Source organism: Streptomyces sp. NBC_00654 (genome assembly GCF_026341775.1).
Lineage (GTDB): Bacteria > Actinomycetota > Actinomycetes > Streptomycetales > Streptomycetaceae > Streptomyces.
The window spans coordinates 56,235-71,421 of the sequence record NZ_JAPEOB010000003.1 but is presented as its reverse complement, the minus strand read 5'-3'; the positions used below and the strand labels follow the sequence as shown (position 1 = coordinate 71,421).

13 protein-coding genes are annotated in these 15,187 nt (G+C 72.4%); 7 read left to right on the top strand and 6 right to left on the bottom strand.

Annotation, left to right across the window (positions count from 1 at the left end; all coding sequences use genetic code 11):
- Nucleotides 1-6: 6 nt before the first annotated feature.
- The 3 genes from OHA98_RS32735 to OHA98_RS32725 all read right to left on the bottom strand — a co-directional run bounded on the left by OHA98_RS32735 (nucleotide 7) and on the right by OHA98_RS32725 (nucleotide 2,638).
- Nucleotides 7-1,800, bottom strand: a complete 1,794-nt coding sequence (locus tag OHA98_RS32735; RefSeq protein ID WP_266931120.1) for an RNase A-like domain-containing protein — start codon at nucleotides 1,798-1,800, stop codon at nucleotides 7-9.
- A gap of 119 nt (nucleotides 1,801-1,919) precedes the next feature.
- Nucleotides 1,920-2,222, bottom strand: coding sequence for a WXG100 family type VII secretion target (locus OHA98_RS32730; RefSeq protein WP_266931118.1), 303 nt, complete (start codon nucleotides 2,220-2,222; stop codon nucleotides 1,920-1,922).
- Between the two features lie 14 nt (nucleotides 2,223-2,236).
- Nucleotides 2,237-2,638: a WXG100 family type VII secretion target gene (locus OHA98_RS32725; RefSeq protein ID WP_266931117.1), complete on the bottom strand. Its 402-nt coding sequence runs from the start codon at nucleotides 2,636-2,638 to the stop codon at nucleotides 2,237-2,239.
- A gap of 212 nt (nucleotides 2,639-2,850) precedes the next feature.
- On the opposite strand from OHA98_RS32725, the gene OHA98_RS32720 reads away from it, so the two are divergent.
- The 6 genes from OHA98_RS32720 to OHA98_RS32695 all read left to right on the top strand — a co-directional run bounded on the left by OHA98_RS32720 (nucleotide 2,851) and on the right by OHA98_RS32695 (nucleotide 10,337).
- Complete coding sequence (locus OHA98_RS32720; protein ID WP_266931116.1) at nucleotides 2,851-3,450, top strand: DUF4291 domain-containing protein; 600 nt, start codon at nucleotides 2,851-2,853, stop codon at nucleotides 3,448-3,450.
- 164 nt (nucleotides 3,451-3,614) lie between these two features.
- Entirely contained in the window at nucleotides 3,615-4,340 is a 726-nt protein-coding gene (locus OHA98_RS32715) for a DUF981 domain-containing protein (protein ID WP_266931115.1), read from the top strand.
- 134 nt (nucleotides 4,341-4,474) lie between these two features.
- Nucleotides 4,475-7,132 carry an alpha/beta fold hydrolase gene (locus OHA98_RS32710; RefSeq protein WP_266931113.1) on the top strand — a complete coding sequence of 886 codons (2,658 nt, stop codon included), beginning with the start codon at nucleotides 4,475-4,477 and terminating at the stop codon, nucleotides 7,130-7,132.
- On the top strand, nucleotides 7,129-8,016 hold the full coding sequence (locus tag OHA98_RS32705) for an ABC transporter permease (RefSeq protein ID WP_266931100.1): 888 nt from the start codon (nucleotides 7,129-7,131) through the stop codon (nucleotides 8,014-8,016). Before OHA98_RS32710 ends, OHA98_RS32705 begins: the two co-directional genes overlap by 4 nt.
- Before the next feature lie 126 nt (nucleotides 8,017-8,142).
- Complete coding sequence (locus tag OHA98_RS32700; protein ID WP_266931099.1) at nucleotides 8,143-9,795, top strand: von Willebrand factor type A domain-containing protein; 1,653 nt, start codon at nucleotides 8,143-8,145, stop codon at nucleotides 9,793-9,795.
- A 95-nt stretch (nucleotides 9,796-9,890) separates the two neighbouring features.
- Nucleotides 9,891-10,337 (top strand): DUF1772 domain-containing protein, encoded by a 447-nt coding sequence (locus tag OHA98_RS32695; protein ID WP_266931097.1) that lies wholly within the window; start codon nucleotides 9,891-9,893, stop codon nucleotides 10,335-10,337.
- Here the strand turns inward: OHA98_RS32695 and OHA98_RS32690 are convergent.
- Nucleotides 10,327-10,944, bottom strand: coding sequence for a GNAT family N-acetyltransferase (locus OHA98_RS32690; protein ID WP_266931096.1), 618 nt, complete (start codon nucleotides 10,942-10,944; stop codon nucleotides 10,327-10,329). The two genes, OHA98_RS32695 and OHA98_RS32690, sit on opposite strands and share 11 nt — an antisense overlap.
- 199 nt (nucleotides 10,945-11,143) lie before the next feature.
- On the opposite strand from OHA98_RS32690, the gene OHA98_RS32685 reads away from it, so the two are divergent.
- Nucleotides 11,144-12,625: an FG-GAP-like repeat-containing protein gene (locus tag OHA98_RS32685; RefSeq protein ID WP_266931095.1), complete on the top strand. Its 1,482-nt coding sequence runs from the start codon at nucleotides 11,144-11,146 to the stop codon at nucleotides 12,623-12,625.
- 58 nt (nucleotides 12,626-12,683) lie between these two features.
- On the opposite strand, the gene OHA98_RS32680 is transcribed toward OHA98_RS32685, so the two are convergent.
- Together OHA98_RS32680 and OHA98_RS32675 are read right to left on the bottom strand one after the other, a co-directional pair.
- Nucleotides 12,684-13,562 carry a peptidoglycan-binding protein gene (locus OHA98_RS32680; protein WP_266931094.1) on the bottom strand — a complete coding sequence of 293 codons (879 nt, stop codon included), beginning with the start codon at nucleotides 13,560-13,562 and terminating at the stop codon, nucleotides 12,684-12,686.
- A 50-nt stretch (nucleotides 13,563-13,612) separates the two neighbouring features.
- Complete coding sequence (locus OHA98_RS32675) at nucleotides 13,613-15,157, bottom strand: DUF6519 domain-containing protein (RefSeq protein ID WP_266931093.1); 1,545 nt, start codon at nucleotides 15,155-15,157, stop codon at nucleotides 13,613-13,615.
- Between the last annotated feature and the right edge of the window lie 30 nt (nucleotides 15,158-15,187).

Genomic DNA, 15,187 nt, shown 5'->3' with positions numbered 1-15,187 from the left:
CCTTTCCTAGTCCGGGTACGAGGTGAGCACGACGAAGGAGGGAGGGTTGCTGCCCGGCAGTCTACGAAGGATGACCTTCGCGCCGGTCGCGTAGGTCGGGGCGCCGTAGGTGTGCGGACCGGTCTTGGGGACCGTCCTGCCGGTCACCGCGTCGTCCGGGGCGTCGTAATGGGGCAGCGGCAGTGTGTTGCCGGGCGGGTTGCCCGCGAGCCAGGCGGCGATCCGCGGGCTCTCCTTGTCGATGACCGCCTGGGTGATCTGCTGGGCATCGGCGAGGGTGGCGTACGTGGACGCGGCGGACGGCCTGATCTCCCCGTTGGCCTTGAGGTCGTCGCGCAGCCGCTGTTGCAGCTGCTCGTCCGTCTTGCCCACGTGCTTGTCGACGGGGTGGGAGCCGGCCATGTTCTCCTGGTTCGCCAGGTCGATGGGGTAGGCGTGGGCCGTGGCGGAGCCTCCCGGCACGGTGTACTTCGCGGGCTGCTTGAACTCGTCGAGTGCCCGCGCGCCGATCGCCTGCGCCCGCGCCTCCTCCGCCTCGTAGGTGGGGGCGCTGAGGAGGGCCTCGTTCAGGGCCGGTTCGAGCGCCAGCAGGATGTCGGCGAGGGCCTCGGTCTCCCGGTTGTAGGCATCGACGGCCGCATTGAGGCGGTTGGTGTCGATGTTCTCGATGAACTGCTCGGCGAGACCGACGATGTTCGCGCCGACCACCTTGAAGATCGTCTCCCCGGCCGACTTGAACGACTCGTGGTCGACGAGGTCCTTGGCGGCCTGCTTGTAGACGTCCGTGATCTCCTGCCGGACCCGCGACACCTTGGTCTTGAACTCGTCGAGGGCCCTGGCGATCTCCCGCGCGGAGTCGCTGAGGACGCTCAGCACCGGCTGCTGCCGGCCGTCGTGCTTCCAGCTGCGGTTGTGCAGATTCGCGTTGCCGTAGGGGGTGGTGCCCCAGAGGCTGGAGCAGAACTGGTGCATCGCACCCTGCCACTCGTCCTGGCCCGGCGCGTTGTTGGTGATGTAGCCGATCGCGCCGTCGAGGTCGCCGCCCGACTTCCGCGCGTCGTCCGCGATCTGCCGCCAGGCCTGCGCCACCTTCGGCAGCTCGGAGTCGTCCCCGCCGGGCGTGATCTCCGCGACGCGTCCGTGCCGCAGCGCGTACTTGAGGATCGGCCGCAGCAGCATCTTCCCGATGAAGGACACGATCTCGGCGGCGCCGTCGACGATCTGGTCGCCCAGCGGACCGCCGCCCCCGCCGTCGTGCCAGCCGAGGCCGGTGACGTCTCCGTACGACGGGGCCCTGGAGATCACGCCGGGTAACGCCTTGGGGGCCGGGGGAGGGCCTGCCTGCGGGTTGGAGGCGTACTCGGCGGCCACGTAGTTGTTCGACGTCATGGTCAGACCGACCGAGGCGCCGCCGATGGAGACCACCGACTTCGCCCAGACCTGGAGGTAGAGACGGCAGACCTTGTCGTACGCGGTGGTGAAGGCCGAGGGACCCCTGCCCGTGCCGCACGCGTGGCCGTGGCCTCTCAGGGAGTCGAGCAGGCGGTCCGGGTGCTCCTTGAAGGCGAACTGGAGGTTCCGGATCAGGTACGAGGTGTAGTAGAGGTGCGGCGGCTGGACGTCGAAACCTCCACCGGGGCCGGGCCCCGGGCCCGCCGCGGGCCGGAGATCCTCGACCTCCTTGACCAGTGCCCGTTTGGCCGACCCGGTGTCGTGCTGCGAGATGTCCTTGCCCTGCGGGTCCACCAGCTTCCCGGGGCTGGGCTCGGGCAGCCCCGGCGCCTGGGGCGTGGCCGGCATGCCGCCCTGGCCCGGCAGGGCCGTCGAGCCCGGCTGGGGAACGTGGGGGGTCGAGCCGGGCTGGGGCACCTGCGGGGGCGGGCTTCCGGGGGTCCCCGGGGGCGGCGGCGAGGAGGTCATCAGGCGGCGCCCCAGCCGCGCAGGACGGCCCGGTGGGCGGAGCTGTAGTTGGTGTGGGCCGTGGTGACGACCTCGTGCAGCCAGGCCTGCCGTGCCTGGAGGTCCGCCATGTCGGTGCTCCAGCGGTCCAGCGAGGAGACGAACGCCTCCCGCGCCTCGCCGTCCCAGGTGAGCACCACCTTCTCGGTCCGCTCGTACAGCAGGGCGAGCCGCTGGTTCAACTGCTTGAGGATGTCCTCCAGTTCACCGGCCAGATGCTGCAGCGTGCGGAAGTCGACGGCTATGTGCTCGGCGTCGGTCACGTACGGCTCTCCTCCTACAGGTCGTGAACGCGACTGCGCGGGCCGGGTTCCGGGGCGGGGGCGGGCGACTGGAGCGCGTCCGCCTCACGTGCGACGTCCGTGTCGTCCTGGACCCGGCGCATCCGGGCGAGGATGTCGAGCTCCTGCTCGGTGAAGCCGTCACGGCTGAGGCGGACGGCCTCCTCCAGGACGCGCAACGTCTCGCGGATCCGCACCGCGTCCCGGGCCGCGCCGTTGTGCAGGGTGCGGTACGCCGTCCCGGTGGGCCCCTGCCAGCGGGCCTGGATGCGGTCCACCACTCCGTCCATGCGCCGGACCTGGCTGTCGAGATGACGCTGCATCTCGTCGAGGTCGGCGGCCAGCTTCTTCAGCCCGTCGTCATCGGGCGTGCCGAGGTCAGGATTGACCACCACCATGCCGTACCCCCCACCTCTTCGGGCCCGTGCGTGCGACGCCGCAGCCTACAACGGCCCCTGGCCTCATATGACTTGGGGAATTGCCAAGAATGGGAAATGTTTTTCGCCGGCGGTGGTGGCGGTGGCGGGTGGGGCAGTGGCCGCCGTGGCCGCCGTGGCCGTTCCGGATATTCGGATGCCGGGGCGCGCGCTCCTCCCGCACCCTGGGGTCCATGAACGTTCCGCCCCCGTACGAGATCCGCGCCCGGCACTCGGCCTCCACCGTCACCGTCTACCAGGCCTACCCGCCCTCCATCGGTCTGCCCGCCGCGCGGGACGGACGGTTCCCCGCCGCCTGGAAGCGCGACCGTATGACCTGGATCAAGCCGAGCTTCCTGTGGATGATGTACCGCTGCGGCTGGGGGACGAAGGAGGGGCAGGAGACCGTTCTCGCCGTGGAGATCACCCGCGAGGGATTCGCGTGGGCGCTGGAGAACGCCGAACTCTCGCACTACGTCAGGGGCGTTCACTCCGATCAGGCCGCATGGAAGCGCGCCCTCCGCAGCGCCCCCGCCCGCGTCCAGTGGGACCCGGAGCGCGACCTGCGCCTCGATCCGCTCCCGTACCGCTCCCTCCAGCTGGGCCTGAGCGGCGAGGCGGCGCGGCGGTACGCCGACGAGTGGACGGTGTCCGTACGGGACGTGACCGGGCTCGCGCACGAGATCCACGGGCTCGTCCGCGCGGGCGAGTGGGACGGCGCGGCCGGACTGCTCCCGCGGGAGACCCCGCTCGCATGCCTCAACGCACCCCGGCCCGTGCCGGCCAGCCCGTGACGGTCAGCACCTCTGCCGCGATCTCCGGGACCGTCCGGCCGTCCGTGGCGACCCGCGCGGTGTCCGACAAGCACACAGTCCGGCAAGTGGTGCGGCGCACGCGGCGTTTCGACGCAGGCGCATATGTGCCCTGAATGGCGCATATGCGGCGTTATGCTCCGCGCATGATCCCCCCTCTCACCCCCCTCGCGGCATCCGGTCTGAAGATCGACTGGAACCAGATGCCGACGTACAACACGATCATGTCGGTGGCGGCCGGCGCCGGGCTGCTGCTCGTGGTGGCCCTGGGGCGTCAACTCCTCACGCCGGGCCGCACCATCACCCCCGACGGCTGGGTGCTGGCCTTCGGGGCCCTCGGCTTCACGCTGGTCACCACGGGCCTCCATATGACCCTGACCTGGCCCCTCGCCGGACAGGGCTTCCCGTTCGACAACATCATCTTCGGCGAACCGGCGCTCGCCTTCGGCGTGTTCCTCCTCGCCGCGTGCTTCTACCTCTGGAAGCGCGGCGGTGAACTCGCCGACGACCCCGACCGCGTCGTCCGCACGGCCAGGGTCGCCGCCCCCATCTCCCTCTTCGTCTTCGGACTCGGCCTCGCCTGCTTCGGTATCGCCGCCGCCGGATGGAAGTACACCCTCTTCGCCGCCCCGCCCGAGGAGCCCATCTCCGGGGAGTTCGCCGACTGGCCGATGCTCGAAGCGAGCTTCATGTCCGGGCTGTACGTCCTCGTGGGCATCGGCGCGCTCCTGTTCCCGTTCGCCCTGCGCCGGCCCAGGACCTGGCTGGTCCCGGTCGTCGGCGTCGTGTGGGCGCTGGCCGGACTCGCCTTCCTGCTCTTCGGCGGGCTCAACTACTTCACCCACATCGGCCTCATCGTCAACACCATGTGAGCGCGGCCCGGCGGACCGGCCGGGGGCGTACCGCGCATGCAGTACGGAGGACGGACCCCGTACCTCTCAGGGAGGCCCGGCACCTCCCCCCGGCGGCACCCTGAACGGCGGCACCATCCGTTTAGGGTCGAGACATGGAGACCCCTACTTCCCGATGGCGGCGCCGACTGCCCCGTGGACGCGGCCGGTGGGCAGCGGCCGTCACCGCGCTCGTCGTGCTCGCGGGCGCCGGGACCTGGACCGCGGCGGCCGACGACAGCGCGCCGGACGTCCACCGCGAGGACCGGACACTGTCGATGGACGGGGTGCCCATCGACACCTCGTACTTCACGGCAGGCGGTGCGCAGCGGCGGCCCGCCGTGCTCATCGGGCACGGCTTCGGCGGCAGCAAGGCCGACGTACGGGCCCAGGCCGAGAAGCTGGCGGGCGCCGGGTACGCCGTGCTGACCTGGTCGGCCCGCGGCTTCGGGAAGTCCGGCGGGGAGATCTCCCTGAACGCACCCGACCGCGAGGTCAGGGACGTCTCCCGGCTCATCGACTGGCTGGCCGCCCGCCCCGAGGTGGAACTCGACGGCAGGGGTGACCCCCGCGTCGGGGTCACCGGGGCCTCGTACGGCGGGGCCGTCTCGCTGCTCGCCGCCGGGTACGACAAACGCGTCGACGCCATCGCCCCCGTCATCTCCTACTGGAACCTTGCCGAAGCGCTCTTCCCCGACGGGGTCTTCAAGAAGCTCTGGGCCGGGATCTTCGTCACCACGGGCGGCGGCTGCGAGAAGTTCGAGAAGCGGCTCTGCGAGATGTACGAGCGGGTCGCCGTCAGCGGAAAGCCGGACGAGGCCGCGCGCGAACTGCTCACCGAGCGGTCACCGGCCGCCGTCGCCGACCGGATCAAGGTCCCCGCACTCCTGGTGCAGGGACAGAGCGACTCGCTCTTCCCGCTCGGCCAGGCCGACGACATGGCGAAGGCGATCAAGGCCAACGGCGCCCCCGTCTCCGTCGACTGGATCGCGGGCGGGCACGACGGCGGGGACCTGGAGGCCGACCGAGTCCAGAGCCGTATCGGCGGCTGGTTCGACCGCTACCTCAAGGGCTCCGAGGGCGCCGACACCGGCCCCGCCTTCCGGGTCACCCGCACCGGCGGCATCGACTCCACCGACGGCGCCGCGCTCAAGCGGGGCGCGAGCGGCGACACCTACCCGGGACTGCGCGGCGGCGGCCGGGAGTTCGCCCTCGACGGGCGGACCGAGACGTTCCGCAACCCTGCGGGAGCCGGCCCGCCCGCCATCTCCGCCGTACCCGGCGTGGGCGGCGGACTCGCCCGGCTCTCCTCGCTCGGCGTCGGCCTGGCGGTCGACTTCCCGGGCCAGTACGCCCGCTTCGACTCCGCCCCGCTCGACACCTCCGTACGGGTCACCGGGACGCCGACGGTACGGGTCCGGGTGAAGGCCGGACCGGGCAGCGGCGACGCCGTGCTGTTCGGCAAGGTGTACGACGTGTCGCCGGACGGCAAGCAGCAGGTGCTGCCCGCGCAGCTCGTCGCCCCGTACCGGATCACCCCCGCCGAACAGGGCGGGCCCATCGAGCTGACCCTCCCCGCCGTCGACCACGAATTCGACTCCGGGCACCGGCTGCGCCTCGTGCTGTCCGCGACCGACCTCGGCTACGCGTCCCCCGCCGAGCCGGCGACGTACACCGTGAGCACGGACGGCCCGCTGACCGTCCCCACCGCAGCCGCCGTGAGGACCGCGTCCGCCGGCCTCCCGTGGTGGACCTGGGGACTCCCGGCCGCCGCCCTCGTCATCGCCGCCGCGCTCCTGCTCACCGCGCGCCGCCGCACCGCGACCCCGGCCCCCGACCCGGAACTCACCGGCGTGCCGCTGCGGATCACCGGCCTGTCGAAGAAGTACGCCAAGTCCGTCGACCGGTACGCCGTGAAGGGACTCTCCTTCCAGGTGGAGAAGGGGCAGGTGCTCGGGCTCCTCGGGCCCAACGGCGCGGGCAAGACCACCACCCTGCGCATGCTGATGGGGCTCATCGCGCCCGACGAGGGCGAGATCCGCGTCTTCGGGCAGGCCATCCGGCCCGGCGCCCCCGTCCTGTCCCGGGTCGGGGCGTTCGTCGAAGGGGCGGGCTTCCTGCCGCACCTGTCCGGCCGCGCCAACCTGGAGCTCTACTGGCAGGCCACCGGCCGCCCCGCCGAGGACTCGCACATCGAGGAAGCCCTGGAGATCGCCGGACTCGGCGACGCCCTGGCCCGCGCCGTACGCACGTACTCCCAGGGCATGCGGCAGCGGCTCGCCATCGCCCAGGCCATGCTCGGCATGCCGGACCTGCTCATCCTCGACGAACCGACCAACGGCCTCGACCCGCCCCAGATCCGCGAGATGCGCGACGTGATGATCCGGTACGCGGCCGGGGGCCGGACCGTCATCGTCTCCAGCCACCTCCTGTCCGAGGTCGAGCAGTCCTGCACCCACCTGGTCGTCATGGACCGGGGGCGGCTCGTCCAGGCCGGACCGGTCGCCGAGATCACCGGCTCCGGCGACATGCTGCTCGTCACCACGGCGGAGGAGGTGACCGAACCGCTCGTGGAGAAGGTCTCCGCGCTGCCCGGCATCGGCTCGGCCGTCCGCACGGGCGACGGACGCGGGCTGCTCGTCCGGCTCGACGGCGCCACCGCCTCCCGGCTCGTCACCGAACTCGTCCGGCTGGACGTCCCGGTCACCGGCGTCGGGCCGCACCGCCGCCTGGAGGACGCCTTCCTCACCCTGATCTCCGGAGGATCCGCATGAGCTCCGCAGCCGACATCCGGACGGCGGCCGGCCCCGCCCAGGCCCCCGGCTACCGCGCCCGGCACACCCTGCCGCTGCGCGTCGAGGCGATGCGGCAACTGCGCAGGCGCCGCACCCTGCTGATGGGCGGGGTGCTGGCCGCGCTGCCGTTCATCCTGATCATCGCCTTCGCGATCGGCGGCACTCCCGACGGCGGACCCGGCGGCGGTGACCGGCTCACGCTGATGGACACCGCGACCGCCTCCGCCGCGAACTTCGCCGCGACCTGCCTGTTCGTCTCGGCCGGGTTCCTGCTGGTGGTGCCGGTCGCCCTGTTCTGCGGGGACACCGTCGCCTCCGAGGCCAGTTGGTCCTCGCTGCGCTATCTGCTCGCCGCCCCCGTGCCCCGGACGCGGCTGCTGTGGAGCAAGCTCGTGGTCGCGCTCGGCTTCAGCCTGGCCGCGATGGTGCTGCTGCCGGTCGTCGCGCTGGCGGCGGGCGCGGCGGCGTACGGCTGGGGCCCGCTGGAGCTGCCCACCGGGGGAGCGCTGGCCACCGGGGACACGGTGCCGCGCATCGCGCTCGCCGTGGCGTTCATCTTCGTCTCCCAACTGGTCACCGCCGCTCTGGCGTTCTGGCTGTCGACGAAGACCGACGCCCCGCTGGGCGCGGTCGGCGGGGCGGTCGGGCTCACCATCGTCGGCAATGTGCTGGACGCCGTCACCGCGCTCGGCTCCTGGCGCGAGTTCCTGCCCGCGCACTGGCAGTTCGCCTGGGCGGACGCGCTCCAGCCGGAGCTGGAGTGGGGCGGGATGGTGAAGGGCGCGGCGGTCTCGGTGACGTATGCCCTGATCCTGTTCGCGCTCGCCTTCCGGGGGTTCAGTCGTAAGGACATCGTGTCCTGAACCTGATGTTCCGCCGGTGCGGCGGTCGCTGTTGCCGCATCGAGACGCTTCCGCAACGCGTTCGTCGACTCCCCACGGCCCTCCCGCACGTCACATTCACAGTTGTCGACGATGTGGGGGGTACGGATGAAGCACCGGACACGGGCCGCCGCGCTGCTGCTGGCGGGCGGAATGCTGATCACCGGATGCGGTGGCGGAATGGGCGAGGGGGCGTCGGCCGACCGCCGTACCGGCGCACGGCAGCCGCCGGGGGCGAGCGGCGGCGGGCAGCCCGCCCCGCCCGCCCCGGGCGGGGCGCCCGACGGTGCCGCCAAGGGGGACAGCGCCGCCCGCGAGGACGGGACGGACGGGAAGCAGCGGGACGTCGCACCGCCCGACTACCTGTCCACCTTCGCCCTGGACGTGGACACCGCCAGCTACGGCTACGCCCGCCGCACCCTGGGCGACGGCAGGCTGCCGGAGCCCGGGACCGTACGGCCCGAGGAGTTCGTCAACAGCTTCCGGCAGGGCTACGAGCGGCCCGAGGGCAACGGCTTCTCGGTGACCGTCGACGGAGCACGGGCCGGCGGAGGGACCGGCGGGGCGTCGGACGGGAAGTCCGGTGAAGGCTCCGGCAAGGGGGCCGGAGACTGGTCCCTGGTACGGGTCGGACTGGCCACGAAGGCGGCGCAGCCGAGCGGTGAACGCCCGCCCGCCGCCCTCACCTTCGTCGTCGACATCTCCGGCTCCATGGCCGAACCGGGCCGCCTGGACCTGGCGAAGAAGTCCCTGACGATCCTCACCGACGAACTGCGCGACGACGACGCGGTCTCCCTGGTCACCTTCAGCGACGAGGCCGAGACCCGGCTGCCGATGACCCGGCTCCAGGGCAACCGGAACCGGATCCGCGACGCGGTCGAGGAGATGGAACCGGCCGACTCCACCAACGTCGACGCCGGTATCCGGCGCGGCTACGAGGAGGCGGTCGAGGGCCACCGCAAGGGCGCGAACAACCGTGTCGTGCTGCTCTCCGACGCCCTCGCCAACACGGGGGAGACCGAGGCCGACGCCATCCTGGAACGGATCGGCGACGCCCGCCGCGAGCACGGCATCACGCTCTTCGGCGTCGGGGTCGGCAGTGACTACGGCGACGCGCTGATGGAACGCCTCACCAACAAGGGCGACGGGCACACCACGTACATCGCCGACGAGGAACAGGCCCGCAAGGTCTTCGTCGACCAGCTGCCCGCCCATGTGGAGCTGCGGGCGCGGGACGCCAAGGCCCAGGTCGCCTTCGACCGCGAGACCGTCCAGCAGTTCCGGCTGATCGGCTACGAGAACCGCAAGGTCGCCGACGAGGACTTCCGCGACGACGGCGTCGACGGCGGAGAGGTCGGCCCCGGCCACACGGTGACCGCGCTCTACGCGGTACGGCTGCGCGAGGGCGCGTCCGGCCATGTGGCGACGGCCACGGTGCGCTGGCTGGACCCCAGGACCCGTAAGGCGCACGAGAGGACCGGCTCCGTGGGGAGCGGGGCGATCGACGGCGAGCTGTGGGGCGGACCGGGCAAGCGGCTCCAGGTGGCGGCGGTGGCGGCCTACTTCGCCGAGACCCTGCGCGGCGGCGAGCTGCCGGGCACGCCCGGCCTCGGTGAACTCGCCTCCCGGGCCTCAGAACTGGCGGAGGAGACCGAGGACGATTCGGTACGGAAGCTGGCGACGGCGATCGGCCGGGCCGACCGGCTCAGGAACGGCGAGGAGCCGAAGGGCGGCGACGGGACGGAGGGCGAGATCGGCTGACGCCCGGCGCGTCCGGGCGAAGGGCGGGGGCGGGCGCGCACGGCTGCGGGGAATCGTGGCGGTGCGGGCCGCCGCCCCGCGCCATGATGTGCACCATGACCTCTGTGCTCCTGGTGCTCTCCGTGGTTGCCAACGGCCTCTACGCGGGCTTCATGCTGACGTTCCTGACCGCGATCATGCCGGGCCTCGCGGCGCTGCCGGACGACCGGTTCACCGCCGCGATGCGCCGCTTCAACGAGAAGGTGCCGGGGCCTCTCTTCCTCGTCCTGTTCCTCGGAGTGGTCGCCCTTCCGGTCGCGGCGCTCGTCTCCGGTGCCGGCGGGGACGCCCGGGTGCTCACCGCCGTCGCACTGGCCTGCGCGGTCATCGGCCACCTGATCACGATCGCCGGGAACATCCCGCTCAACAAGGCGCTCGCGGACTCCGAGGGCGGCGACGACAGCGCGGCCCGTGAGGCCTTCGAGTCCCGCTGGAACACCCTTCACCTGGTCCGTACGGTGCTCTCGCTCGCGGCCTTCGTCCTGCTGGCCGTCACGCTGTAGCCGCCGCCGGGTCCGCCGCCGGGTCCGCCGCCGGGTCCGATGAGCGGTCCGCTGCCGAGAGGCCCGGGTGCCGGGGCCCGAGGAGCACGACGAGCCCCGCCCTGCCCGGTACGGGCGTGGCGCAGCGGTGCCATCCGGCGCGCTCGTACAGCCGCAGCGCCGCCTCCGCCCGTGCCGAGGTCAGCAGCCAGCAGCGGCCGTCCACCGCGGGGCCCGTCACCGCCGCCAGCAGGGCCCGGCCCAGTCCGGTGCCGTGCGCCCGGGGGCTGACGGCCAGCTCGTCCACCTCAAGGGCCCCGCACAGCCACGCCGTCGCCCGGTCGGGGCCCAGGGCCTCGGCGACCTGTCCGTAACTGCGGTCGCGGGGAAAGACCTCCGGTGTGGTCCAGGCCGTGGCGAAGCCGGTCACGGTCTCCCCGTCCAGGGCCACCGCCGCCGTGAATCCCGGCCTCGCCGCGTCCTCGGCGAGCCGTTCCAGGTAGTCGTCCGCCTCTTCCGGGTCCTCGTACCAGGGCGGGGCGGAGAACGCCTCCGCGTACACGGCGCGGATGCCCTCGCCGTAGCCGCGCAGCGCCTCCTCCGTCACGAGCCCGACCTGTGAGGTCACCGGGTCACTCCTTCGTCAGGGGCCGGTAACAGGGAACAAGATAGGCGCACTTGTCCGGAACGGCACGCAACCCCGGGGCCGATCCGGCCGTCGTACCGGGTACGAGCCGCTTTGCTACCCCCCGTACAGCAGACACCGGCGGAACGCTTCACGAACAACCCGAGAACGATCTCCGCACACGTCAGCAGAAGGAGTCCCTGTGGCATCCCGAGCACTCGGTACCGGTGTGGTCCTGGCCATCGCCGTCGCCTCCGCCGCCCTCACCCTGCCCACGGCCCAGGCAGCCCCGGCAGCCCCGGCCGCACCCGAGCGGGCGGCCGCCCCGGCAGACCCCCACTCCGACTTCAACGGCGACGGTTACGCCGACGTCGCGTTCGCCGCCCCCGGTGCCACGGTCAAGGGCTTCGCGGGCGCCGGGTACGTCGGCGTCGCCTACGGGTCCAGCACCGGCATCAAGAACTCCGTCAAGAAGGTCTTCACCCAGAGCACGGCAGGCGTCCCCGGCACTCCGGAAGCCGGGGACGCCTTCGGCAGCTCGGTGGTCTCCGCCGACCTCGACCGGGACGGCTACGCGGACCTGGTGGTCGGCTCCTCGGGCGAGAAGGTCGGCACCGGCGTGGGCGCGGGCTCGCTCACCGTCCTCTGGGGCGGTGCGGGCGGACTCGCGGGCGGCGCGACGGTCCTGGACGGGGAGCAGTACGACAACGTCGGCACCCATCTCGCCACGGGCGACCTCAACGGGGACGGGGCCCCGGACCTCGCGGTCGTCCGCGACCACGATCTCCAGAGCCTCCTGGGCCCGTTCACCCGTGACGGCCTCGCGTCCGCCACCACCGAGCGGCCCGACATGGACGACATGCGCTACCTGGACCTGGCGGCGGGCGACGTCAACGGGGACGGGCGCGACGACGTCGTCGCCGCCGTCCACAGCGGCGACGAGTTCGACGACCGCCGCATCCTCATCGGCAACGGCAGCCCCGCCGGTCCGGGCGAGTACACCCAGGTGAAGGGCGCCGACGGCTACTCCCTGGAGGGCGGCGAGTACCTCGCCGTCGGCAACGTCAACGGTGACAAGTACGCCGACCTCGCCGTCGGACGCGCGATCGACGGCTACGACAGCGACCTCGGCCTGCCGCTCGCCAAGGGCGGCATGCTGACCTACGTCCAGGGCAGCGCCACCGGGCCGCAGGGCACCAGGGCCAAGGTCTTCAACCAGGACTCGGCGGGCGTCCCGGGCGCGGCGGAGCACTCCGACGGCTTCGGCACGTCCGTCGCGATCGGTGACACGAACGGCGACGGCTTCGGCGAGATCGCCGTGGGCGTCCCGAAGGAGGCGCTCGGCACGGTCCAGCGGGCGGGCGGCATCGTGATCATGCCCGGTACGGCCTCCGGCCCGACGGGCACCGGCACCAAGGGCTTCAACCAGAGCACGCCGGATGTCACGGGCACCGCGGAGAAGGGCGACCTGTTCGGCGGGGCCGCCGCCTTCGTGGACATCGACAAGGACGGCCGGTCCGAACTGGCCGTCGGCGCCCCCGGCGAGGACACGGGCGCGGGCTCGCTGTGGTTCTTCCCCGCCACCAACTCCGGGCTGACCGCCGAGGGATCCGTCAGCTTCGGTCACGGGACGCTGGGCACGGTGGCGGCGAAGGCCGCCCTGGGGAGCTCCTTCAACCGCTGACGGCGCACGGGCGCCGGTTCCGGGTTCGCCCTCCGAACCCGGAACCGGGCCCCGCGGATCAGACGTTCGGGACCTTGAGCTTGGCCCAGCTCTCCTTGCCCGGGATGCCGTCCGCCCCGGCGCCGGAATAACCGAGCTTGCGCTGCCAGGCGGCGTACGACTTCCTGTCGGCCTCCGACCAGGACGGGCCGGGGCCCACCTCGTAACGCCCGCAGCCCTCGGACACCAGCCGCTTGCCCATCGCGGTGATGACCGCGCTGCGTCTGCCCGCCTTGAAGAACGCCGCTCCGGGGAACGGCTCGTACTTCGGCTTGGAGGGCGGCTTCGACGGGCCGTCCGGCTTGCCCCCGAGGCGCGACTTGATCCGGCCGCGCATCGAGTCCATCGTGAACCCGCGCGGATCGACCTTTCCCGGCTGCCACTCCTTGTGCCCGATCACCGAGCGCTGCGACCAGCCGTGCGCCCGGCAGATCGCGGCGGCGGCCTTCTCGATCGCCTCCAGCTGCGCGGCCGGCCACGGGTCCTTCCCGTCGCCGAGGTTGACGCACTCGAAACCGTAGAAGTGCCGGTTGCCGTCCGTATTGGCCTCGTTGTCGGAGGGCAGTGAACCCGATTCATCGACCACGGCCCGCAGGACGTCGTCGTCGCCGAGCCCGGCGTGGTTGGCCCGTCCGTTCCCGACGAGATGGACCGAGCCGTCCTTCGCTATCACCCCGTGGCAGAGCGGACCGGGCAGGCTGGAGTGGCCGTTGTAGCAGAGTTCCACCGAACTCTGCGTGCCCGATGTCACGGTGTGATGGATCATCACCCCGTTCACCGGGCCCCACGGGCCCTTGTGATTGCGGTTGTGCGTACGCCAGCTCCGGTGCTCGACGACACGCAGGCCTTCGTCACGAAGGGCTTTGAGCAGCTTGTCGGCCGACAGAGGCGTTGCCATCGTGGTGCTCCTTCCAGGTGGTGCGGTGGTTCGACGCTCTCGATTGTGCGTCAGTTCTCGCTCGTCTCCTGATCGTTTTGCCCCGAAACGACAGGTGCTGAACCGCTGTCGGCCGCCTGTTCGGCGGCCACCGCCTCCTCCTCGGCCCGGACTTCCGCCGCCAGGGCTTCCTCGTCCGCCGCCGGAATCGGTGCCGCCAGCGGCCCGAACGTCTGCCGGAGATCGGCCACCGACCCCTCGCCGAGAATCCAGGCCAGCGGCGCGTAGTGGACCCGCACCCCGTGCGGCGGGCGCAGCAGCGGGCGCCGGGCCGCGTCCGCCGGCCACTCGACGCCGCCCGTCGCCGTACGGGCGGGGACCGTCCAGTAGTCACCGGAGCGGTAGGTCCCTCCCGGCTCGAAGTACACGAACACGCCGTCCTCCAGGGGCAGCCAGGCCCCCTCCTCGATCCGCAGCGCACCGTCGCGCACCTTCGCGGGCCCCTTGGTCCGGCGGGTCGAGGGGCGGTGGTCCCAGCGCCGCAGATACGGGTTCAGCTCGGGGCGCCGCCCCACGAAGGGCTCGGGCTCACCGGAGAGCCGTACCCGGCGCCCCGGCAGATCGAGCTCCTCCACCCGCAGCAGCGGCAGGGGTTCACGGCGGCTGGTGTACGCGGTGTCGACGAACTCCACCTGGTCGCCCACGTTCAGGTCGAGCTTGTCGTCGTTTCCGAGGGAGGCCAGCTCCACCCAGGTGCCGTCCAGTTCCTCGACCGGGAAGGTCACCGAGCCGTTCTCCCTGGACCACTTGAACGTGGCGTCCTTCGCCGCACCGCCCTGGTGGACCTCCACCCGGTACAGCTGGTTCTCCGGCCCCCGGTAGCGGGCGTCCGGCCTGACCAGGCACGGGTCCTCGTCCGCCCGGTCCGGCCGTTCACTGCGGGCCGCCAGCCGGGCGGTCGGGTCCTGCGCCGCAGCCCAGGCGTCGAACGCCGCCCGCACCTCGTCCTTCGTCGCCCCGTCCGCGAGCTCCAGCTCCGTACCGGGCAGCGGCACGACCTGCCACACCACCTTCACCCGGGCCGCCGTGTCGGGCATCGCCGTACCCAGCGCCACCTCGCGCAGCAGCGGGTCCTCGGCGGCGGTGACCGCACGCTCCCACACCTTCAGGCAGGCCAGGTACGGGAACTGGGTGGGCAGCCGGTCGCCGGGCCGCTCCGGGTCCCGGTAGCCGTCCGGCTGGTCCCAGTAGGTCCAGGTCGCGGGGGCGGCGGCCGGAGCCTCGTCGTCCGGCGCGGCGGCTCCGGCCTCGGCCGGGACGCCCGGCTCCGGCCTGGTCGCGTCCAGCAGGATGCCGTCCACGTAATAGCGGCCGCCGCCCAGGGAGAGGTCGTCCAGCTCCCGGCTGCCGCCCAGGAACGTCACCTCGAAGCCGGTCGCGCCGCGCGGGCCGCCGTGCTGCCCGATCAGATCGGCGGCGGTGGTACGGGCCCGGTGGAGCTGGATCGCGGCCTGCTCGTTGGCGTCCGCGTCCAGTTGGACGCGGCCCTGCTGGGCGAGCACCGCCGAGTAGTGCCGGTCCGGGCGGAAGGTGTCGCGGGAGAGATCTGCGTGCATGGGAAGGGGTCCCCCTCGGAGGTTCGGCGG